Annotated in this window: 18 protein-coding genes; 14 read left to right on the top strand and 4 right to left on the bottom strand. The window is 65.9% G+C overall.

The window, feature by feature from the left end; translation table 11 throughout:
- Positions 1–105 precede the first annotated feature (105 nt).
- The 5 genes from LDH74_RS17765 (at position 106) to LDH74_RS17745 (ending at position 4,878) form a co-directional block, all read left to right on the top strand.
- Positions 106–1,554, top strand: a complete 1,449-nt coding sequence (locus LDH74_RS17765) for an extracellular solute-binding protein (protein WP_226040019.1) — start codon at positions 106–108, stop codon at positions 1,552–1,554.
- 84 nt (positions 1,555–1,638) lie between these two features.
- Positions 1,639–2,598 (top strand): sugar ABC transporter permease, encoded by a 960-nt coding sequence (locus tag LDH74_RS17760; RefSeq protein WP_226040018.1) that lies wholly within the window; start codon positions 1,639–1,641, stop codon positions 2,596–2,598.
- Positions 2,591–3,508, top strand: coding sequence for a carbohydrate ABC transporter permease (locus LDH74_RS17755; protein ID WP_226040017.1), 918 nt, complete (start codon positions 2,591–2,593; stop codon positions 3,506–3,508). The genes LDH74_RS17760 and LDH74_RS17755 overlap by 8 nt, the downstream gene beginning before the upstream one ends.
- Before the next feature lie 4 nt (positions 3,509–3,512).
- Positions 3,513–4,691 (top strand): ABC transporter ATP-binding protein, encoded by a 1,179-nt coding sequence (locus LDH74_RS17750; RefSeq protein ID WP_226040016.1) that lies wholly within the window; start codon positions 3,513–3,515, stop codon positions 4,689–4,691.
- A 7-nt stretch (positions 4,692–4,698) separates the two neighbouring features.
- A complete protein-coding gene (locus LDH74_RS17745) occupies positions 4,699–4,878 on the top strand; it encodes a hypothetical protein (protein ID WP_226040015.1) in 180 nt (59 codons plus the stop codon).
- A gap of 182 nt (positions 4,879–5,060) precedes the next feature.
- Here LDH74_RS17745 and LDH74_RS17740 read toward each other — a convergent pair whose 3' ends face one another.
- The gene (locus tag LDH74_RS17740; RefSeq protein WP_226040014.1) at positions 5,061–7,109 is read right to left on the bottom strand and encodes an RICIN domain-containing protein; all 2,049 of its coding nucleotides are present in this window, start codon (positions 7,107–7,109) and stop codon (positions 5,061–5,063) included.
- Positions 7,110–7,266: 157 nt separating this feature from the next.
- On the opposite strand from LDH74_RS17740, the gene LDH74_RS17735 reads away from it, so the two are divergent.
- From LDH74_RS17735 to LDH74_RS17715, 5 genes are all read left to right on the top strand, one after another.
- Complete coding sequence (locus LDH74_RS17735) at positions 7,267–8,931, top strand: glycosyl hydrolase family 28 protein (RefSeq protein ID WP_226040013.1); 1,665 nt, start codon at positions 7,267–7,269, stop codon at positions 8,929–8,931.
- A gap of 91 nt (positions 8,932–9,022) precedes the next feature.
- On the top strand, positions 9,023–10,501 hold the full coding sequence (locus tag LDH74_RS17730; protein WP_226040012.1) for an aldehyde dehydrogenase family protein: 1,479 nt from the start codon (positions 9,023–9,025) through the stop codon (positions 10,499–10,501).
- Positions 10,502–10,684: 183 nt separating this feature from the next.
- Positions 10,685–11,188 carry an LUD domain-containing protein gene (locus tag LDH74_RS17725; RefSeq protein WP_226040011.1) on the top strand — a complete coding sequence of 168 codons (504 nt, stop codon included), beginning with the start codon at positions 10,685–10,687 and terminating at the stop codon, positions 11,186–11,188.
- On the top strand, positions 11,188–13,413 hold the full coding sequence (locus LDH74_RS17720) for an LUD domain-containing protein (RefSeq protein WP_226040010.1): 2,226 nt from the start codon (positions 11,188–11,190) through the stop codon (positions 13,411–13,413). Before LDH74_RS17725 ends, LDH74_RS17720 begins: the two co-directional genes overlap by 1 nt.
- A gap of 71 nt (positions 13,414–13,484) precedes the next feature.
- Positions 13,485–14,321, top strand: a complete 837-nt coding sequence (locus LDH74_RS17715; protein WP_226040009.1) for a fumarylacetoacetate hydrolase family protein — start codon at positions 13,485–13,487, stop codon at positions 14,319–14,321.
- 3 nt (positions 14,322–14,324) lie between these two features.
- Here LDH74_RS17715 and LDH74_RS17710 read toward each other — a convergent pair whose 3' ends face one another.
- From LDH74_RS17710 to LDH74_RS17700, 3 genes are all read right to left on the bottom strand, one after another.
- Positions 14,325–15,191, bottom strand: coding sequence for an amidohydrolase family protein (locus tag LDH74_RS17710; protein WP_226042556.1), 867 nt, complete (start codon positions 15,189–15,191; stop codon positions 14,325–14,327).
- 229 nt (positions 15,192–15,420) lie between these two features.
- Positions 15,421–17,457, bottom strand: a complete 2,037-nt coding sequence (locus LDH74_RS17705) for a hypothetical protein (RefSeq protein ID WP_226040008.1) — start codon at positions 17,455–17,457, stop codon at positions 15,421–15,423.
- Positions 17,458–17,668: 211 nt separating this feature from the next.
- On the bottom strand, positions 17,669–18,700 hold the full coding sequence (locus tag LDH74_RS17700) for an alcohol dehydrogenase catalytic domain-containing protein (RefSeq protein WP_226040007.1): 1,032 nt from the start codon (positions 18,698–18,700) through the stop codon (positions 17,669–17,671).
- Positions 18,701–18,766: 66 nt separating this feature from the next.
- On the opposite strand from LDH74_RS17700, the gene LDH74_RS17695 reads away from it, so the two are divergent.
- From LDH74_RS17695 to LDH74_RS17680, 4 genes are all read left to right on the top strand, one after another.
- A complete protein-coding gene (locus LDH74_RS17695; protein WP_226040006.1) occupies positions 18,767–18,913 on the top strand; it encodes a hypothetical protein in 147 nt (48 codons plus the stop codon).
- Between the two features lie 60 nt (positions 18,914–18,973).
- Positions 18,974–20,179, top strand: a complete 1,206-nt coding sequence (locus LDH74_RS17690) for an enolase C-terminal domain-like protein (protein WP_226040005.1) — start codon at positions 18,974–18,976, stop codon at positions 20,177–20,179.
- A gap of 3 nt (positions 20,180–20,182) precedes the next feature.
- Positions 20,183–21,214: an LLM class flavin-dependent oxidoreductase gene (locus LDH74_RS17685; RefSeq protein ID WP_226040004.1), complete on the top strand. Its 1,032-nt coding sequence runs from the start codon at positions 20,183–20,185 to the stop codon at positions 21,212–21,214.
- Between the two features lie 125 nt (positions 21,215–21,339).
- On the top strand, positions 21,340–22,485 hold the full coding sequence (locus tag LDH74_RS17680; RefSeq protein ID WP_226040003.1) for a mandelate racemase/muconate lactonizing enzyme family protein: 1,146 nt from the start codon (positions 21,340–21,342) through the stop codon (positions 22,483–22,485).
- The last annotated feature ends 1 nt before the right edge of the window (position 22,486 follow it).

The raw sequence follows: 22,486 nt of genomic DNA, 5'->3' as shown, positions 1-22,486 counted from the left end.
AAACCGAACAACAGATCATGTAAATGGTGAATAGATATATTTATATAAGGGCCTACTTATTTGACAACCATGGCAGGTAGACCCAACCATAGGTTAACGAGTAGAATGCAAACCACGAGTCCGGTTTCCCGTCGACGGTTCCTCGCAGCGGCCGGTGCTGCTGGAGCCGTCGGAACCGCCGGTTGTCTCGGCGGCGACAGCGACGACGAACTCGACCTTTCGGAGTACGACGGCGAGCCGGCGACGGTCGAGTACAGTACCGCGCCGCTTTTCGGGGACATCGAAGACCAGCTAAAGGAGTCGATGCGAAATGCCGGTCTCCACGAGAACATCGACGTCGAGTTCTCGACCGGCGTCTGGGGTGCGGACGATCAAGAGGATCGGTACAATCAGATCCTGCAAGCCGGCCGAAGTACCCCGGACATCATGTTGACCAACTTCGCGTACACGTCCTCGTTCGCGCCGCGGGGATGGCTGGTCGACCTGAACGAGGCGCTCCCGCAGGAGAAGCTCGACGAGATTGAGAACGACTACCACCAGGTGATGGTCGATTCAATGCGGTGGGACGGCGGCCTCTACGGCGTGCCGCAGTTCGTCGACATCCCTGCGATCCTCTACCGCAAGGACTACGTCGAGAACGCCGGCTACGATCCCGAAGGAGAAAACTGGGCGACGGAGCCGATGGAGTGGGAACGGTTCGCCGACATCGTCAGCGAGTCGATGGCGGCAAACGACGTCGATCACGGCTATACGACGACGCTCAACCAGCGGACGATCGGTCACCAGACCGGCTACGAGAAGGTCGTCACGATGGGCGGTAACTACTTCGGCGACATGGAAAACCAGCACGGTCCCATCGGCGACCGGCCGATCACGATCGACGACGAGCCGGTAATCGAAGCGCTCCAGTTGCTACGGACGTTCATGCACGGGTCCGACGACGAGCACGCGCTGGACGGGATAACCGGTGACATCCTCCCGTCCGAAGCGCTGGGCTGGGACACGCAACCGTCTCAGGAATCGTTCGCTGCCGGCGAGGCGGTCTTCCATCGAAACTGGTCGTACGCGATCGCACAGTTCGCGGGCGAGGACGCGTTCGGTGACGACATCGGGCTCATGCCGTTCCCCTACGGCGTGACCAAAGACGAAGCGGAGTACGAGGGCACCGGCGGCACGAACTCGACACTCGGCGGGTGGCATCTCTCGTTGAATCCCAACTCCGAGACTCTCCCGGCAGCCGTCGAAGTGCTGAAGGCGATGACGTCCGACGAGTTCTACCTCGATATCTTCGAACTCGCCGGATCGACACCGCCGAAACCCGAACTGTACGAGTCGGACCAAGCACAAAACGTCCCGGTGATGAGCCGGTATCTCGATACTCTCCAGCTCCAGTCGGAGAACCAGTGGGTCCATCCGATCAACCAGATCTGGGACTCGCAAAAGGACGCGATCGCCGACGAGTTCCACGCGTGTCTCAACCAGGAGCAGTCCCCTGAAGCGGCCGTCGCGTCGGCACAGGAAGCCGTCGAGGAAATCGAAAACGCCGACTTCTAGTCGGCTTCGACGATCCACGCCGGCAACTGGAATAACGAAACTTACAAGATCGTTCGTGGATCTCATCCGAAGTAGGCCATCACAATGTTAGACAAGGTATCCCGCGCTGCATCGCCCATCCTATACAGGATCGAACGGCTAGACGAGGACAAGTATGGCTACCTCCTCATCGGACCCATGCTCTTCGTCCTCTCGGTTCTCGCGTTCTATCCGCTCATCAGAACGCTGTGGGTCTCGCTTCACAGCGACGACCTCTACGGCGAATATCCGGTCGGTGAGTTCACCGGGCTCGATACGTATATCGCGATTCTCAACGGTGATATAAATATCATCCTCAGTGACCCGTTCATCAGCCTGAGCGATCCGCTCTCGAGCGCGCTGGTCATCACGCTCCTGATCACGGCCGTGAGCGTCGCCATGGGGACGAGTCTCGGTCTCGGCATGGCCTTGCTGCTCAACAAGGAATTCCGCGGGCGCGCGGTCGCGAGGATGATCGTTCTCCTCCCGTGGTCGATCCCGATCGTCATTCAGGGGATGATCTTCTACCTGCTGTTCCAGCCGTCGATCAGCTTTCTCGTCGAACCGTTGCACAGCCTCGGCCTGTTCTCGGCGAACCCGCTCGTCAGTACGCGCGATTCGATGATCGTGATCATGCTGGTCGACGTCTGGCGGCGGGTGCCGTTCATGGCGCTTATCATCCTCGCCGGACTCGCGAGCGTGGATCAGAGCCTCTACGATGTCGCCAAAGTCGCCGGCGCCTCGAAGTGGCAGCAATTCAAACTGATCACGTTCCCGTTGATCAAGCCGGTCGTGTTCATCGGCATGATCTTCTACACGATCAGTTCGATGAAGGTCTACGGCATCGTCGAGGCCTCCGCAGGCTGTAGCACGGTCCCGACGCTAACCTGCCTCGTCGTCGATACGTTCCGTATGCAGCGGTGGGCGACCGCCTCCGCAATCGCCTTCCTGACGGCGCTCATCATCGCCCTGATCGTGATGGTATATCTCATCAAATTCCGCAACGAGGTGACTACCAGTGAGTAACGTCCGAGACGACTCGCGAAGTCGCGTCGGGCAGCTCGTCGACCTGCTCATCAACAACCCGTACGACACCTACAGGATCCTGTTCTACGTCGGGCTGACGTCGTTCATCATCGTGACGCTGTTCCCGTTCTACTGGCTGTTCGTCCTGGCGATCACGCCCAGCGATCAACTCTACGGGATGGGGATCCTGCCCGAGGGAACGAACGTCGCGGTGTTCGTCGAGATATTCCAGGAGTATCCGATCCACCACTACGTCTTCAACAGCATCGTTATCGCGATGCTGACGGTGGTTATCTGCCTGCTGATCGGTAGTCTCGCGGGGTACGCGTTCGGCCGCGTCGACTTCCGGGGCAAGGCACCGCTGATGTTGCTGTTGCTCGTCGTCTCGTATTTCCCCGGGATCGCGTACCTGATCCCGCTATACGAGATGCTGACGGGTACGCTAACCATCGGACCGTTCATGACGCCGGACCTCTACAACACGCCGTGGGCGATGGCCTTCCCGTTCACGATGTTGACGCTCCCGCTCACGATCTTCATCCTCACGACGTTCTTCAGCCAGATCCCCGACGGGCTCGAGGACGCCGCCAGAGTCGAAGGGACGACGCGACTCGGGGCCCTGTTCCGGGTGATCCTGCCGCTGTCGGCCCCCGGCGTCACGACGGCGGCGATAATCGTCTTCATCAGCGTCTACCGGGAGTTCTTCTTCTCGTTCATGATGACCGACGGCGAGGCCGACAACTGGGCGGTGCTGGTCTACGGCATCCTCGAGTTCGAACAGCAGGGTGGACAGCTGTACAACATGATGGCAGCGGCGAGCATCGTCGGGATCATTCCCGTCGCACTGCTGGTCGTCTTCGCACAGAAACATATCGTTAGAGGCTTAACTCAAGGCGGACTAAAGGAGTGACAACATGGGACACGTTAATCTAAAAGATACGACAAAGCGGTACGACGCCGTCGTCGCGGTCGAGGAGATGAACATCGAGATCGAGGAGGGCGAGTTCCTCTGTCTCGTCGGCCCGTCGGGCTGTGGAAAGTCGACGACGCTGGAGATGATCTCGGGGCTAACGCTCCCCTCGAGCGGAACCGTCGAGATCGCCGGCGAGGACGTGACGAACGAACCGCCGAAGGACCGGAACATCTCGATGGTCTTCCAGAACATCGCCCTGTTCCCCCACATGGACGTCTACGAGAACATCAGTTTCGGGCTGCGGCTCCGGAGCTTCGACAAAGACGAGATCGACCGTCGCGTCGAGAGGGCGGCCAAGACCGTCCAGCTTCAGGGGATGCTCGATCGCAGCCCGAGCGAACTCTCCGGCGGCCAACAGCAACGCGTCGGGATCGCCCGCGCGATCGTCCGCGAACCGGAAGTGTTCCTCATGGACGAGCCGCTGGCCAACCTCGACGCGAAGCTGCGGGTCCACATGCGGACGGAGATCCAGCGACTACAGAAGAACCTGGGGATCACGACCGTGTACGTGACCCACGACCAGGAGGAGGCGATGACGATGGCCGACCGCATCGCCATCATCAACCAGGGAACGCTCCAGCAGTGTGCACCGCCCCTCGAGTGCTACAACCGACCGACCAACGAGTTCGTCGCGAGTTTCATCGGCAGCCCGTCGATGAACGTCTTCGACGGCACGGTAACGGGGGAGCAGGTCGACCTCGAGCACTTCACGCTCCGCCACGAACTCGGGAGCGAACACGACGGGTCCGATGTCAGGGTCGGGGTTCGGCCGGAGGACGTCTACCTCACCGGCAGCGACGACGAGCCCGCGAGCGCGAGCGCCTCCTTCGAGGCCGTCGTCGACGTGCTCGAGCCGGTCGGCGACCAGACGTACGCGTATCTGGTCCCGGTGAGCGCGGCCTCGGACGATCCGGAGCTGATGGGCAAAGACGGCGCCGAGTTGCTCGTGACCCTCGATCCCAGTACCGCCATCGCCGAGGACGAGACGGTCGAGATCGTCCTCGATCGGGAGAAAGTGCATCTCTTCGACGGGCAAAGCGGCGACGCGATCGCACACTCGCTCATCGAGGGGCTGCCGGCGAAAGCGGAGATCGATTCGTCGGAAGGGGTTCAGGGGTGATCTGACGATGGTGACGACTACCGGCGCGCTGTTTATCGTCTCGGCGGTAGTCCTGTTTTTCTTCTGGATCTACGGGATCGTCTCGTTCTACTTCGATCTGCGGTACCGGTTCCTCCCGGCCGTGCAGCGGTACCTGCGCGACGGCGACGAACAGGCCGACCGTCCCGACCCGGAAGACTACATCTGATCGGGCCGGGCTTCGTTTTCCCCCACTCGCCACCGATTCCGTCAGCGACGCGGTGATTTCGATCGCGGAGTCCGTCGACGGTTCGAGAGCGTCCCGCGGTCGTCTCGAGGGTCGTCGTCGCCGACGAGAGGAACCGGGTTTCGGCCTCGGAAGTCGGTGGTGCCCCGTCTCGTGATGCGCGCTTACAACCGCTCGAACCGCCAGATCTGGTTCGGTTCACCCTCCCAGTCGCCGGCGCGAACGGGAGCGCCGTCGACCGTCGAGCCCTCGGCGACCTCCAGTCGGCCGCCGGGAACGTCGATCTGGAAGCCGGTCTCGTACCGTTCCATCCGGTACTCCGTGACGCTGCCCTGAACCGCCTCGGTCCCGGAGAACGCGATCCCCTTGTCGCTGTGTTCCGCGGCGAGCGTAAAGCGGCCCTGTCGACCGTCCATGCTGCCGTCGACGACCCAGCGCTGGTGGGGCTCGTCAGCCCACTCGCCCTGCTGTATCGGCGCGCCCGCGGCCGTCGAGCCGTCCGCGACCTCCAGGACCTTGCCGCTGTGTTCGGCGACGACGCGGTACGTCCCGGGTTCGATCGACTGGACCGCCTCGTCCCAGAGGGCGTCCCGATCGATCGATCGGCCGATCGTCGCGCGCGGCTGGTCGACGACGTAGTCGACGTCGACGTCCGTGCCGGGGTCGGTCCGCCACTCGAAGACGAGGTCCCACGACTCGCCGTTCCACTCGGGGTACTGCTCCCAGGCGGCCGACGCGCCCGCCTCGCCGGACGGCATCGTGCGGGCCTCGATCGTCGAGCGATAGTACTCGGCAACCCCCGACACCCGGGCGGCCGGCGAGGACCCGGACTCGAGGGTGACGGTCCCCTGATCGAGACCGCCGCCGACGTTACCGTCGACGACGGTCGTCTCGGAGGCGACCCTGATGAGGCCCTCGGTCCCGCCGCCGCGGACGTCGTTGTTGACGAACTGGTTGTGGAGGCATGCCCCGTCTTCCCTGATCGCCCACGGCTGGGACGGGTCGTCGCGGTCGTCGGTGATCCGGAGGTTGGCGAGCGTGATCCCCTCGTTGATCTCCGAGGCGGCACCCTGCAGCCCGAGCGACCAGAAGTTGACGCCGGGGCCGTCGAAGTTCTTGATCACGCCCCCGAGGATCTTCACGTTCCTGACGTCGACCAGCAGGATACCGGCCTTCGAGCCGCCCCGAACGTTGACTTCGCCGACGGTGACATCGCGCGTACCGGTGATGATCGACAGGCCGCGGACGCCGCCGCGGCTGACGACGCGGCCGACCGACACGTTCCGACAGCCGTTCGCGAGCCGGAACGTCGCGTAGTCGAACGAGGGGTTCTCGCCGACGACCTGACCGACGCTCGCGTCGAACGTCTCGTTCAACAGCAGTACGCTACTGCCCGGATCGACGCCGGTCACCTGTCCGATCTGGATCCGTTCGACGTCGTAGGTCTCGATCCCGTGGTGGCCCGTGTTCGTCACGTAGGCGGTATCGATCTGGACGTCGGAACTGCCGCCCTGAATCCGGACGCCCTGGACGGTGACGCCGTCGATCCACAGGCGCCCGATCGTCAACTCCGAGCAGTCGTCGGCGAAGATCGCCTGGCTCGCCGAACCGGTCACGGTGAGCCGGGGAATCTCGACGTTCTCGACGCTCCGCATCGAGAGGACGGCGTCGGTCTCGCCGTCGACCGTCACCTCCCCCGCGACGTCGAGTCGGGTGTGACTCGGTACGTCCACGCCCGTTCGCTCGTGGTCCTCGCTGACCTCGAGGTCCGCGGCGACGCGGACCGTGGCCTTCGTCGTCCGGTCGTCGTCCAGCGCGTCGACCGCCGCCTGGACGATGGGCATCGGCTCCTCGCCGCTGGCCACCGCGTCGTCTTCGCCGTCGGCGTGATAGACGCCATCGTCGTCGCGCCAGACGATGACATCGGCCTCTCTGGCGCCCGTATACGTGTGGTCTACGTCGAGGGCGGTCAGATCGTACAGACCGTTCCCGCCGGCGTCGACGTCGGCGTCCCATTCGTACCACGGCTGGTTGCCGGTGTTCGGACCGCCCTTCCCCTCGTCGCCCCGGGCGCTCGCCGCGCCGGTCAGGGCCGTCCCGAGTCCGGCGGCACCGAGGACCGCCATCGCTCCGCGTCGCCCCATCGAGGTCGAGGCGTCGGTTTCCGCTCGAGGCGACTGCTCCGTCGTCCGCTGATCGCTCTCGTTGCTCATGGCAAACACTGTCGCGCCATTGCGACACGGTATCAGTCACCGTTCGTGAACTTAATTCTTACCACCACCTATGTCGCTGGGAGATTACCGATCGGAGATCGATACCACGCCAGCGAGCGGAGGGATTTATACCGTCCGTTCCGATGAACCGGACGAGATGACCGAGCACACGGAGCCGTCTGCGTCGGTTCGGATCGACCCGACCGCCGAATCGAACCGAGACGCGGAGTCGGCGCACGAACGCACGACCGAGCGCTTCCAGCGCGCGATCGACGCCCGTCACGAGGACGGCGGCGGGACCGTCACCGTCTCGAGCGGCGAGTACGTCCTGGGGACCGTCCACCTCCGCAGTAACGTGACTCTCCGTCTCGAGGCGGGGGCCCGTCTGCGTCCCGCAGCGTCGGATGCAGCGTTCGTCGACCGCCACGTCGGCCCCGACGGCGAGCGGCCGTTCGTGCTCGCGGAGGGCGTCGAGAACGTCGCACTCGTCGGCGAGGGGACGATCGACGGGCGCGGGACCGAGTTCATGGACACCGACGAACCGATCCGGCAGCACTCCGGCGAGAGCGAGGGGCACCCGCTCGTCTCGAACGCGCCCCATCGCGCCCGACAGGGCGACGACTACCTCGACCGGTCGGGAGCGACCGACGAGTGGCCGGTCGCGAAGCCGTCGTTCCGACCGGGGCCGATGATTCACCTCGTCGACTGCGAGGGGGTCTCGATCCGCGACGTCACGCTGCGGGACATGCCCGCGTGGACGCTCAGCCTCGACGACTGCGTCGACGTCAACGTCCGCGGCGTGACGATCCGCAACCACATGCGGATCCCGAACTGCGACGGGATCGCGATCGGCAACTCCCGGAACGTCCGCGTCTCCGACTGCGCGATCGAGGCCTGCGACGACGCGATCACGCTCGTCTCTCACGACGACCGAAAACGGCCATGCGAGCACGTGACCGTCACTAACTGTACGCTGGCCTCGAGCGCGTGCGCGATCAAGCTCGGCTCCGAGACGAGCGGCGACATCCGACACTGCACGGTCGACAACTGCGTCGTCTACGGCTCGAATCGGGGGCTGGGGATCCAACACCGCGACGGCGGCTCCATCGAGCACGTCCTGTTCTCGAACGTCACCCTCGAGACGCGCCTGCTGCCGGGGCCGTGGTGGGGGAAGGCCGAGCCGATCTACGTGACGTCCGTCCCGCGCGACGGGGAGACCGACCTCGGCGCGGTCAGGGACGTCCGGTTCTCGAACGTCGTCGCCGACGCCGAGAACGGCGCGCTCGTCTACGGCCACGCGGACGCGACGCTCGAGGACGTTCGTCTCGAGTCGATCTCGGTGTCGATCGAGGCGGGTCGCCACGCCGACGCGGTCGGCGGGAACGTCGATCTGCAGCCGACCGCGGTCACCGCACCGATCACCGCCGCCGACATCTCGGGACTCCACTGCGAGGGCGTCGCCGACCTCGAACTGTCCGACGTCGCGCTCGAGTGGGGCGACGACCTTCCGGACTACTTCGCACACGGCGTTCGCTGCGTCGACGTCGACGGGGTCACGATCGACGGCTTCGCGGGACGGCAGGCGCAGCCGGCGGGGGACGGGGAGACGGCGTCCGCGGGGACGGCCGCCGCGATCTCCCTCGAGGGAACGACGGCGAGTACGATCAGGAACTGTCGAGCGGGTTCGGGCACCGGGACCTTCCTCGCGACGGCGGCCTGCGACGACGCGCGCCTGTTCGCGACCAACGACTGCATCGCCGCCGAGACGGCGATCGACGGCGACTGCGGATACCGGACCGCGGGTAACGTCCCGCCGCTCTGATTCCGGCGTCGAAGCGGATCGCGACTCGAGCCGGTGGCGACCGCTTCCGACGACCGAAATCGTTATGCATCAGTTCGAGTACTGTTCGATGATGGCTGTCGAGCAACGCAATTACGTCGACGGAGAGTGGATCGAATCCGAAACTGGCGATACCATTACGGTCGAGAACCCGGCCGCGCCGGACGAAGTCGTCGCGCGCTACCAGCAATCGAGTGCGGCCGACGCGGAACGGGCCATCGAGGCCGCGGCGGCGGCGGCGGACGAGTGGGGCGCGACCCCGGGGCCCGAACGAGGACGGATCCTCGCGGAGACGGGTCGTATTCTCGCCGATCGGAAAGACGAACTGACGGAACTACTGGTCCGCGAGGAGGGGAAGACGAGGGGCGAGGCCGCCGGCGAGGTGCAGCGCGCGATCGACATCTTCCGCTACTACGGCTCGAAGACGCACGACCTCGGCGGGACGGTCAAGAGCCCGAGCAGTCGGGACACGACCCTGTATACGGTCAAAGAGCCCCTCGGAGTCGTCGGCCTGATCACGCCGTGGAACTACCCGATCGCCATTCCGGCGTGGAAGCTCGCACCCGCGCTCGCTGCCGGTAACGCCGCCGTTCTCAAGCCGGCATCGATCGCCCCCGGCGTCGCACACGCGATCTTCGAGGCGCTCGACGAAGCGGGGCTCCCCGACGGCGTCGCCAACTTCGTGACCGGCCCCGGCAGCAGCGTCGGCGGAGAACTCGTTACCAGCGACTCGGTCGACGCGATCTCCTTCACCGGCTCCACTGCGGTCGGTACCAGTGTCTACGATCAGGCGACCGAGGACGGCAAGCGCGTCCAGCTCGAGATGGGCGGCAAGAACCCGACGATCGTTTCGGACAGCGCTGACGTCGAGGAGGCCGCCGACATCGTCGCCGCGGGCGCGTTCGGCGTGACCGGCCAGGCCTGTACCGCCTGCTCACGCGCGATCGTCCACACGGACGTCTACGACGAGTTCGTCGAGGCGGTCGTCGACCGCGCCGCGGCGATCGAGCCCGGCCCGGGGCTCGAGGAGTCCGACATGGGACCCCACGTCAGCGAGTCCGAACTCGAGGGCACCCTCGAGTACGTCGACATCGCCCGGGAGGAAGGCGCGACCCTCGAGTACGTCGACATCGCCCGGGAGGAAGGCGCGACCCTCGAGACCGGCGGCTCGGCGCTCGATCGCGACGGCTACTACGTCGAGCCGACGGTCTTCTCCGACGTCGAGCCGTCGATGCGCCTCGCACAGGAGGAGGTGTTCGGCCCCGTGCTCGCCGTCCTCGAGGTCGAGGACTTCGACGACGCGCTCGCGGTCGCCAACGGCGTCGACTACGGCCTCTCCGCGAGCGTCGTCACGGACGACCACACCGAGGCCAACCGCTTCGTCGACGAGATCGAGGCTGGCGTCGCCAAGGTCAACGCGAAGACGACCGGCCTCGAGCTCCACGTCCCCTTCGGCGGGATGAAAGACTCCTCGAGCGAGACCTGGCGCGAACAGGGCGACGAGGGGCTGGAGTTCTACACGATCGAGAAGACCGTCTACGATAACTACTGAGAAGCGATCGAGACGGCGTCCCATAGCGACCGCCACCGTCGACGATCGCCGCCGGGCGATCAACGGCTGGCACGGCGATCCTTTTAGACCCCGACGGCACCGACGAGCGCACTCGGTTCGTCCGCGACGTGGTGGTCAATGACAAGATCCAAATCCGTGGCATGAGTGAGTGACGACCACACAATGGAGACACAGCTAGAGATGTTCGAAACGAACCTCGAGAGCGTCCGGACCGCCGTCACTCGGACCTCGCCGGCCGCGTTTCAGGAAACGCTCGCCGACGTCGTCGACCGTCCCACCGTCGGTGCGCCGCTCCCCTTCGAGGAGGTGACGCTCGAGGGGCTGGACATCGTCCTCGAGCCGACGCCCGACCAGCTCCGCGAGGCGGCCTGCGGCGTGACGGCCGCCGCGCTCGGCGTCGCCGACTACGGCTCGGTCGTCCTCGAGTCGACGCCGGCGGGTGCCGAACTCGCCGGTCTCTTCCCCGACCGCCACGTGATCGTCGTCCGCGAGCGGGATCTCGTCCCCGATATGGCGTCGGCGTTCGAGCGGCTAGGCGAGCGGTTCCGCGCCGGGAGCGACGACGCCGTGATCGCGACCGGCCCGAGCGCGACCGCCGACATGGGCGAACTCGTCTACGGCGTCCACGGCCCGCGAGAGACCCACGCGGTCATCGTGGAGGCATAATGGCCAGCGAACGATCCCGGAAAGCCGATCGGATCCGACACGTCATGGAAACGGAGGGCGACAGCGTCGAGCGCAACGCCCGCGGGTTCAACGAGGGACGATACGAGTCCGTCGCCCGACTCGAGGACTACGACGCGTACAAGGACCGAGCGCGGGCGATCAAGGAGGACGCGATCGAACGCCTCCCCGAGCTGATCGAGCAGGTGCGCGAGGCGGTCGAGGAAAACGGCGGAACCGTCTACGTCGCCGACGACGCGGCCGACGCGAACCGGTACGTCCGCGAACTCGCCCGCGAGCGGGCGGCCGAAACCGTCGTCAAGTCGAAATCGATGACGACCGAGGAGATCGACCTCAACGAGCACCTGGAGGCCGAGGGCTGTGACGTCTGGGAGACCGACCTCGGCGAGTTCGTCCTGCAGGTGGCCGACGAAGCGCCCAGTCACCTCGTCGCGCCGGCGATCCACCAGTCGCGCGAGGAGATCGCCACCCTGTTCAACGAGTACTTCGAGCCCGAGGCGGAGCTCGAGACGGCCGAGGAGCTGACCGCGTTCGCGCGGGAGTACCTCGGGGAACGGATCGAGGACGCGGATATCGGCGTCACCGGCGCGAACTTCGTGACGGCGGACACGGGGACGATGGCGCTCGTCACGAGCGAGGGCAACGCCCGCAAGACCGTCGCCGTGCCCGACACGCACGTCGCGGTGGCGGGCGTCGAGAAGATCGTTCCGACGTTCGAGGACCTCCAGCCGTTCGTCGAACTGATCGCGCGCTCGGGGACGGGACAGGACATCACCTCCTACGTCTCTCTCTTTTCGCCGCCGGTCTCGACGCCGCCGGTCGACTTCGACGACGACGAGCCGATCGCCGACGATCCGGCCGACCGGGACTTCCACCTCGTCTTGCTCGATAACGGTCGAATGGACATGCGCGACGACGATCAGCTCCGGGAGACGCTGTACTGCATCCGGTGTTCGGCCTGTGCGAACTCGTGTGCGAACTTCCAGTCCGTCGGCGGCCACGTCTTCGGCGGCGAGACCTACTCGGGCGGGATCGCCACCGGCTGGGAGGCCGGCGTCCACGGCCAGGAATCGGCCGACGAATTCAACGACCTCTGTACCGGCTGCTCGCGGTGTGTCAACCAGTGTCCGGTGAAGATCGACATCCCGTGGATCAACACGGTCGTCCGGGATCGGCGCAATCGCGGGGCCGAAGACGGAGAGCTCGACTTCCTGGTCGAGGGGCTCACCCCCGACGAGGAGCCCGCGGGGCTCGACCTGCAAAAGCGGTTCTTCGGCAACTTCTCGACGCTGGCGAAACTCGGGTCCGCGACCGCGCCCGTCTCGAACTGGGTCGCGGACACGCTGCCCTCGAGAGCGCTCATGGAACGGGTCATCGGCGTCGACCGCCGCCGCGACCTGCCCCGGTTCGAGCGCGAGACGTTCGTCGAGTGGTTCCGGAACCGGGACGAACCCCGGCCCGTCGACGCCGACTACCACGCCGTCGTCTACCCGGACCTCTACACGAACTACATTCGGACCGACCGCGGGAAGGCGACCGTCCGAACGCTCGAGGCGCTGGGGGTCGCGGTCGAGGTCCCCGAGGTCGCGTCGTCGGGCCGCGCCCCCCTCTCGCAGGGAATGATCGCCACCGCGGGAGACCACGCCCGCGACGTGGTCGCCGACCTCGGGCCCTACCTCGAGGCGGGGTACGACGTCGTCGCCATCGAACCGAGCGACCTCGCGATGTTCCGCGGCGAGTACGAGCGGCTGCTCGAGACGGACCGCTACGAGGCGCTCTCCGAGCGCAGCTACGAGGTCTTCGAGTACGTCTACGGCCTGCTCGAGAACGGGGCCGACCCCGCGTCGCTGCGAGACGCCGACGACGGCCGCGGCGTCGGCTCGGCCCTCGCCTACCACTCTCACTGCCAGCAGCGCACGCTCGAGCTCGAGGCCTACACGACGGACGTCCTCGAACGGCTGGGATACGACGTCCTCACCTCCGACGTCGAGTGCTGTGGCATGGCGGGGAGCTTCGGCTACAAGAGCGAGTACTACGAACTGAGCGTGGACGTCGGGGACCGGCTCAGGGAACAGTTCGAGGCACCCGACGCCGCCGATCGAACGGTCGTCGCGAGCGGGACGTCGTGTCTCGAGCAACTGGACGGGCTCCTCGCCCGTCGGCCGCGCCATCCGATCTCGCTCGTCGCACCGGAGGAGTCCGAGTAATCGGGGCGGGTGTGGGCCGTCCCCGCGACCCGAGAGAAAGATTCAAGATCCAGGACAGAAATTCTGAGGTGATGCAATTCGTTCGATTCGCGACCAGCGGTGGCGTCCGCTGGGGCGTTACCGTCGACGACCAGTCGTACGCGCTGGACCGTTTCGGAGAACCGACGATCGAAGACCTCGCAACGCCGGGCTACCGTCGCCGCGTCCGCCGCGCCGTCGAGACGGGAGAACTCCCGGAAATCGACGAGCCCGAGGACCGGCTGGCCCCGATCCCGTCGGTCGAGCAGATCATCTGTATCGGATTGAACTACTACGACCACGCCGAGGAGCAAGACGAGGAGATCCCCGACAAACCGATGCTCTTCTCGAAGTCGCCCGGGAGCGTCACCGATCCCGACGCGCCGATCGTCCACCCCGAGGACGTCGAACAGGTCGACTACGAGGTCGAACTCGGCGTCGTCATCGGGCGGACCGCCTGCGAGGTGTCGGCCGACGAGGCCGAGGAGTACGTCGCCGGCTACACGGTCGTCAACGACGTCAGCGCGCGCGACGCCCAGTTCGAGGACGGCCAGTTCTTCCGCGGCAAGAGCTACGATACGTTCGCACCGATGGGGCCGGCCCTGACCGCGCCCGAGGACATCGACGCCAACGACGTCGGCGTCGAACTCCGAGTCAACGGCGAGGTGAAACAGGCGTCCTCGACCGCGGAGTTCATCTTCGACGTCGGCGACGCCATCGAGTACCTCAGTCACAGAATGACGCTGCAGCCGGGGACCGTTATCTCGACCGGCACGCCGGGCGGCGTCGGTATCTTCCGCGACCCGCCGGAACTGCTCTCCTCGGGCGACACGGTCGAAGCCGAGGTCGAGGGTATCGGAACGCTCGAGAACCACGTCGTGGACGAGTAGCGCTCAGATCCCGCACAGTTCCCGCATCGAGCGGCCGGTGAGCCACTTCCGGTCGTTCGTCGAGAGGCAGTCGACGTGCTCGAGCCAGCGCAGGCTCTTCTCGTAGCTCGCCTCGTCGCTGACGTTCGGAAAGTCCGACCCCCAGACGACCCGCTCGCGGCCGAAGGTCTCGAGCAGCCAGCGGACGTGACCGTGCATATCGCAGTAGGGGTACCCCTCCTCGGAGCGGTGGACGACTTCGGAGATTTTCACGGCGACATCGTACTCATCGCCGGCGAGGGGCTCGAGCGCGGCGAGCGCTTCTTCGGGCGGGACGTCGGGGCCGGCGTGACAGAAGTGATCGAGCGCGTAGGAGAGATCAGGGTAGGTCTCGACGAGGTCGATCACCTGCTCGAGCTGGTCGACGTCGGCGAGCACCTGTACCAGCGCGTCGGTCTCGCGGGCGGCCGCCCAGAACGCCGTCTCGTCGATCGACTCGCGGAGCCAGTCCGCGTCGGGATCGAACGTCTCCCACATCCGGTCGAAGGGACAGATCGCCCCGAGGCGGACCCCGAGCACGCCGTCGACGGCCATCGCCTCGCGAACCCGGTCGGCCGCGCCGTCGGCGAACGGATCGAGCATGACGATCCCCGAGAGCCTGTCGTGTTCCTCGACGCAGCGGACCGTGTACCGGTTGTCGGTCCACTCGCAGATCGGGTAGCCGACGACGATCGACTCGTCGACGCCGACGTCGTTCATGTCCGCGAGGAGCTTCTCGGCGGTGTAAACGGTGTCGACGTCGAACTCGTCGACGGTCTCAACGAGCGGCCCGTTGACCCACGGCTGGTCTCGCGTCGGCCGCGTCCACGCGTGCGTGTGAGTATCCAGCACCATCGTGTACGAAACCCGACGCGTCGGGCGATACTAAACGTTGCGTTGCGCGCGAGCGGAGCGCAGCGGTCGTCCGATCACGCGACCGGGAATCGGCGCGATCAGGGGATCACGGCCGCGAGCGGGAGACGGGGGTTGCTATGGGACCCGTCGGTTCGTTCCGTTCCCGCGCGGAGCGATGACCTCGAGCGCAGCAGTGACCGATCGGTGGACACGCGGCGACGCGCGCTCAGCGGAACCGCACGTTGTCGAGGGCGCCGGTGCTGCGGACGCCGATGCCGCCCTCGGTGAACGTCTCGTCCGTGGCGGCGACCGAGCCGATCGCGTCGCCGGACGGATCGCGAACCTCGACGTCGATCTCGCCGAACTCGCCCCAGTCGACGACGAAGTCGTACAGCGTGTCCCGTTCGACCGAGACGGTCGCCTTGTCGAGTTCGGTGTACGCGCCGTCGACGCGCTTGTACAGTTGGAGGCGATCGCCCCCGCTCTCCGGATAGATCCGGGCGAAGTAAAAGTTCTCCGTGTCCTGTGCGCCGAAGGCGATCCCGAGGTTGTCGTTCGTCTCGGTCCGGGCCGCCTGCGCGGCGAACGCGTCTCCGGCCCGCGGGTACCGTGCCAGCCCGCTCGTCGAGACGACGATCGCGGCGTCGCCCGAGGTGTTCTTGAGGCTGTTGTCGCCGTGACCGACGGGCTCGGCATCGTCGACGACGTAGGCGTCCGTCGCGCCCTCGTACGCAGCGAGATCGCCGTCCTCGAAGCTCTCGATGATCCCCGTGCGGTCGCCGCCGTCCTCGACCTCCTCGGTGAGCAGATTGCCGTCGTTGTCGACCCGGACGCGATACCGGCGCTGACCGTCCGGCGTCGTGAGGACGGCCCCGTCGCCGGCACCGTCGATCCGGACGTCGTTTTCGCCGACGGCGAGCGTGGGCGACCCGCCGGCGTGGAACTCGTGGGACCTGTAAGTCTCGTGTTTCTGTACGCCGTCGTCGAACCATCGCGTCGACCCGGCCGCGTCGTCGCTCACCGTCGGTGCGGGGCGCAGGTTCTGCTGATCGAAGTACGACGCGTGCTCGATGTCGGTGCTGTACTCGGCGTGGAACAGGTCGACGTTCTCGACGAAGATCCCGTTGTGCCGGGGTCCCTCGCCGTCGGTCACGTCGGTAACCCTGACGCCGCTGTGGTAGTCCATCGCGTTGTGGCGCTCGTGGACGTTCGAGATCGACACGCTCCGGGTCTCGTTGACCGAGTTCTCGAGCCTGACGATATCCTCGCTGACCGACTGGAGCGGGTGACCGCCGACCTGAATCGAGTCCAGCGTGATCGACGCGCCGCCGTCGATCCGGATGCTGTGCTCGCCGCCGCCGCCGCGCCAGTTGGAGATGTCCAGATCGAACGAGGGGCCGTAGGGCACGTCGTCGCTCCCGTACTCGGCGAGGAAGCCGTCGCGACAGCCGGTCACTTCAGTGTCTTTGATCGTCAGTTCGCTCGAGCCGTGGTAGTCCGCGAGCCTGATCCCGGCCGGCACCGCGTTTCGCTCCGTCAGGCTCTGGAGGTACAGCCGGGAGAGGTGCATGTGGCCGACGCCCTGAATGTCGACGAACGACCGCTCCACGTTCCCCTTGGCGTAGAACATCCCGCCGTAGAGGTTGATGTTCTCGGTCTTCTCGTCCGGACCGATGACGAAGAAGCTCTCGATCGACTCCGTGGCGTAGATCAGGGTCCATCCCATCTCGAACACCAGTTTGCCGGTGTTGTTCCCGATCTCGACCGGGGACTCGAACCGCCAGGCTGGGAGGCCGTCGGCCGCCGCCGGATCGTCCGGATCGGGCGCGGGAATCACGATCTTGTGTCCCGGCTGCTGGGTCGGGATACCGTCGCCCTCGGGGAGCGCCTCGAGGACGTTCTCTATCTTCTGATCGAGCGTGTCGCCGGGATACTCGGTGACGACGTGGATCGAGTCGGGCGAGCTCTCGGCGTTGAGCGTCCCGTCGTCGTCGACGCTCAGGTTCTGCCCGGCGAAATCGGTGATCGGCGCGTCGGTCGCGACCGTCGCGAGCGCGCCGAGTTCGGTCAGGTCGTGGCCGCCGGCGTCGACGTCGGCGTCCCACTCGTACCACGGCTGGTCGCCGTTGCCGTTCCTCTGCGCGGATGCGGTACCGGCGAGTACGGCCCCGAGGCCGGCGGTACCGAGTAGTCCGAGCGCCCCGCGCCGGGGCATCGTCCAGTTCGATTCGTCTCCGTCTGACGGAGTCTCGTCTCCTGTCATGGGTAATCGCCACCGTGTGTGGCAATCCCACTGTTACAGGGACGACTATATATTAGTTATTGATAAATTTGTTATCGGTCTTACTGACAAAGCGGACGAACGGAACGATCGGACGCCGGTCGCCTCGTCCCCTCTCGGACTCGTTTGCCCGGTCGGCGGCGCTCGCGTCGTCGGACTGTACTGTGAACCGTGCGGTCACCACCGCCTTACCTCACTCGGAAAACGAGAAGACCGGCTTGCAGGTCTCCGACTCGAGGAACGCCTCGAACGCGGCGGTCGGGTCGTCGACGCTGAACGAGCGGTCGATGATCGCGTCGGCGTCGATCGCGCCGGCCGAGAGGAGTCGGATGGCCTGTTCGAAGTTCTTCCACGTCGAGCCGTAGGAGGTATTCACGTCGACCTCGCCGCGGACGACCGGCGTCATGAACACTTCGCTGGGCGAGCCGGGGAGGCCGACGACGGCGACCTGCCCGCCCTTGCGGACGTTGTCGATGGCCATCTCGACGCCACTGGAGTGGCCGGTCGTATCGAACACCACGTCGAAGCCGATGCCGTCGGTTCGGGCGTCGACGACGTCCGAGAGGTCGGTCGTCTCGATGTCGACGGTCTCGATCCCGAGCCGTTCGACGAGCGGGAGCCGATACTCGGTGTCTTTGCCCAGGCCGGAGACGACAACGTTCGCGCCCATCGAGTCCGCGACGGCCGCGACGAGGACGCCGATCGGGCCGGGCCCTTCGACGAGGACGGTGTCGCCGGGCGTCACAGTGGACTGGTCGAACACCGCGCGCGTCGCGATACTGAGCGGTTCGGTGATGCTCGCGTGTCCGAGCGGGACGTCGTCCGGAATCAGGTGTAGATCTCGCGTTCGAACCGTCGTATACTCGGTGTACGCGCCGTCGTTGTGCATGCCGGTGATCTCGAAGTTCTGGCAGACGTTGGGCTGTCCGTTCTTGCACTGGAAACACGAGCCGCAGTCGTGGATCGGCTCCTCGACGACGTGGTCGCCGACCGCGAAGTCGGTGACGTCGTCGCCAACCGCGACGACCTCGCCGGAGTACTCGTGGCCCATAATCCGCGGGATCGGGATCCACTTGTAGCCGTCTTCGTAGGTGTACGCGTGCGCGTCGCTGCCGCACAGCCCCGCCGAGTGAACGCGAACGAGCACCTCGTCGACGTCGGGAACTGGCTTCTCACGTTCGCGAATCTCGATAGATCTGGGACCGGTATGTACTATAGCCTTCATGTAGGGTTACCTCGCTCTGATCGAGCTATCAGTAGGTGGGTGACTCACCTACATATAACTTTAGGTGTGAAACACGTTCGGTCGGGCGGGAACGACCCGCTCGAGTCCACCCAGCGATCGCCGGCGGTCGGACACGGCGTCGATGGGCTCGAGACGGGCGGAACAACGCGAGAGACGAGCCAGCGCGGTCGTCTCGCGGTCGGGACACTATAAACACTTATGTGGCTGTTAGACACACGTCGGACTGAGTTCGTCGGAAGTGAATTCAGACTTATGGAGATAACGAATATTACCGTCACGAAGGTCAGTACCGATTCCTGGGGCGAGTTCGTCGAGTTCCCGCTCGTCACCGTTATGAGCAAGTTCGACGAGTACAACAACGCCGACGGCGACAACCCGGAGGCCCGTCGGAAGTGGATGGGGCCGGTCGGCGACGTCGTCGTGGAGGTCGAGACCGACGCGGGTATCACCGGCATCGGCGTCGGCAACTGGGCGACGGGCTCGATCGAGACGATCGTCAACGAGACGCTCTCGAAGCTCGTCGTCGGCGAGGACCCCCACCAGCGCGAACGACTGTGGGACATGATGTACCGGGCGACGATCCCCTTCGGTCGGAAGGGCGCGGCGATCGAGGCCATCAGCGCTATCGACCTCGCGCTCTGGGATATCGCCGGCAAGGAAGCCGAGAAGCCGGTTTACGAACTGCTGGGCGGCCCGGTCACGGACGACATCCCCTGTTACGCGAGCAACCTCCACCCGCTCGATCACGAGACGCTCGCGCGCGAGGCGCAGAACTACGCTGAGCAGGGCTTCGACGCGATGAAGCTGCGGTTCCGGTACGGCCCGGAAGCGGGTCGGCAGGGCATGAAAGAAAACGAGAAGATCGTCGAGACGGTTCGCGACGCCGTCGGCGACGAGATCGCGATCGCCGGCGACGCGTACATGGGCTGGAACGTTCGATACGCCAAGAAGATGCTCAAGCGCCTCGAGCGCTACGACATGGAGTGGGTCGAGGAGCCGGTCATCCCCGACGACATCGACGGCTACGCGGAGGTCCGCGAGGCGTCGAACGTTCCCATCTCCGGCGGCGAACACGAGTTTACCCGCTGGGGCCACAAAGAACTGCTCGAGCGCGAGGCCGTCGACATCCTCCAGCCCGACATCCACCGCTGTGGCGGCCTGACGGAACTCCAGCGGATCGACGCCATGGCGAGCGCTCGCGACGTGCCGGTGATCCCCCACTCCGGGACGAACCCGACCCTGCACTTCATCGCCGCCTCGACCAACGCGCCGATGGCGGAGTACTTCCCGATCCCCGAGTGGTATCAGGAGCGCCAGGGAGAACAGGAGTCGACCTACGCCGACGCCATCTACGCCAACCCGCCGAACGCTGAGAACGGGACCATCCCCCTGCCCGACACCGTCGGGCTGAGTTCGGCGACCAACCCCGAGGCCCTCGAGCACTACAGCGTGGAGTGATCCATGAGCGACATCACGTTCGAATACAACGTCCCGGTGTTCGCGGGCGCGCCGGAGTCGGGAACCGATCCCGTCCACCGCGACACGCCGTGTTACGAGCGACTCGACTGGGAGACGACGAAGGAGGGCGTTCTGAAAGCCGAGGAACTCGGCTTCGACGCCGCGTGGGCACCGGACCACCTCATGCTCGGCCGGGATCACGCCGAGTACGAGTGCTGGACGCTGCTGTCCGCACTGGCGGGCCTCACCGACGACATCGACCTCGGATCGCTCGTGCTGTGTAACGACTACCGCAACCCCGCGCTCGTCGCGAAGATGGCCGCGACGCTCGACGTGATCTCCGACGGTCGCCTCGAGCTCGGGCTCGGTGCCGGCTGGCACGAGCCCGAGTACGAGGCCTACGGCTGGGAGTACCGCGACGGCTTCGAGCGGCTGATGCGGTTGGACGAGGGTATCCGGCTCATGAAGGAACTGTGGGCCACCGAACCCGGCGAGGCCGCCTCGTTCGCTGGCGAGCGCTACGAGATCGACGGCGCGCACTGCGAGCCCGGACCGGTTCAGGACCCGCACCCGCCGATCCTCGTCGGCGGGCAGGGCGAAGACGTGACGCTGAAACTCGTCGCGAAACACGCCGACATCTGGAACACGGACGTGTTCAACGGGACGCCGGAGACCCTCGAACACAAGATCGGCGTCATCGAGGACCACTGCGAGACGGTCGGCCGCGATCCCGACGAGATCGAGTACTCCTGGGACGGCCACGTCATCTGTACGCGCGACCCCGAGAAATACGAGCGCCTGCTCGAGCTGATGATCCCGATCCAGTTCGAGGAGGAATACGTCGATCAGGCCGACATCACGACCGAGGAGATCGCTCGCGACTACTTCATCATGGGAACGCCCGAGGAGTGCGCCGAGGCGATCGAGCGGCGGATCGACGCCGGCGTCACGAAGTTTCAGTGTTGGTTCGTCGACTTCCCCGACACCGGCGGTATGGAACTGTTCGCCGACGAAGTCGCACCGCAGTTCCGGTAGTCGAATCGTCGCCGTTACCGTTTTCGTTCCGCTGTCCGCCACGGCTCGCGAGTTTCGGCCCGGAACCGACGCTGGGGGTGACTGGGAACAGCTATTTGAGGTGTGCGCGAGAGCCCACGGATGAGATGGAGATCACCGATGTCACAGCGATTCCGCTGTCACACGAGCTAGAAGCGGGCCGCGCGTTCGGCGGCTCGCGCGGGATGACCGAGTCGCGATCGGCGACGCTCGTTCGGCTCGAGACGGCCGACGGGACGGTCGGCTGGGGCGAAGCCTTCGCCTCGCCGCGGGCGGTCGCGGCGTTGATCGAGGACGAGTTCGCCGACGCCGTGCTCGGGAGTTCCCCGGTCGCGGCCGAATCCCTGGCCGATCGCGTCTACACCGGCGACATCGGCGGCTACCACGCCGCCCGCGAGGCGCTCGCACAGTCCGCGCTCTCGGGGATCGAGGTCGCGATGTGGGACCTTCGGGGCAAGGCGGTCGGAAAGCCGATCCACGAACTGCTCGGCGGCCGTCGGGTCGAGTCAGTCGTTCCCTACGCGTCGACGATGTACCTCACCGAGTGGGGAGAGGACCCGGCCGACCCCATGGAAGCGGCCGTCGCGGAGGGGTTCACCGCGGCGAAGATCAAGATCGGCGGCGGCCGCGAGGACGACCGTCGGCGCGTCGAGATCGCCCGCGAGATCCTCGGCGACGACGCGCACCTGATGGTCGATTTCAACGGCAACTACACGCCGCGAGGGGCGATCGCGTCGATCCGCGAACTCGAGCCCTACGACCTGACGTGGGTCGAAGAGCCGGTCCCGCCAGAGAACTACGGGGGCTACCGCAAGATCGGGGAGCGCGTCGACGCGCCCCTCGCGGCCGGCGAAGCCCACTACGGTCGGTTCGAGTTCGCGCGGCTGCTGGAGGACGGACTGATCGACGTCGTCCAGCCCAATCTCGGACGCTGTGGCGGCTTCGCCGAGGCGCGGTTCCTCGCGACGCTGGCGACGACGGCGAACGCGGTCGTCCGACCGCACGTCTGGAACAGCGCGGTCAGGACCGCGGCCGCGCTGCAGTTCGCCGCGAGCCTATCGACGTATCCCCACGCCGAGGGGATGGAGCCCGATCCCGTCCTCTTCGAGTTCGATCGCAGCGAGAACCCGCTTCGAAACGACCTGCTCGAGTCGCCGTTCGATCCGACCGGCGGTGAACTCGCCGTGCCACAGGACCCCGGCCTCGGTATCGAGGTCGACGAGTCGGCCGTCGACCGCTACCGGCTCGAGTGAG

It is taken from the genome of Natrinema sp. DC36 (assembly GCF_020405225.1).
Lineage (GTDB): Archaea > Halobacteriota > Halobacteria > Halobacteriales > Natrialbaceae > Natrinema.
This window is presented reverse-complemented; position numbering and strand designations above follow the sequence as displayed.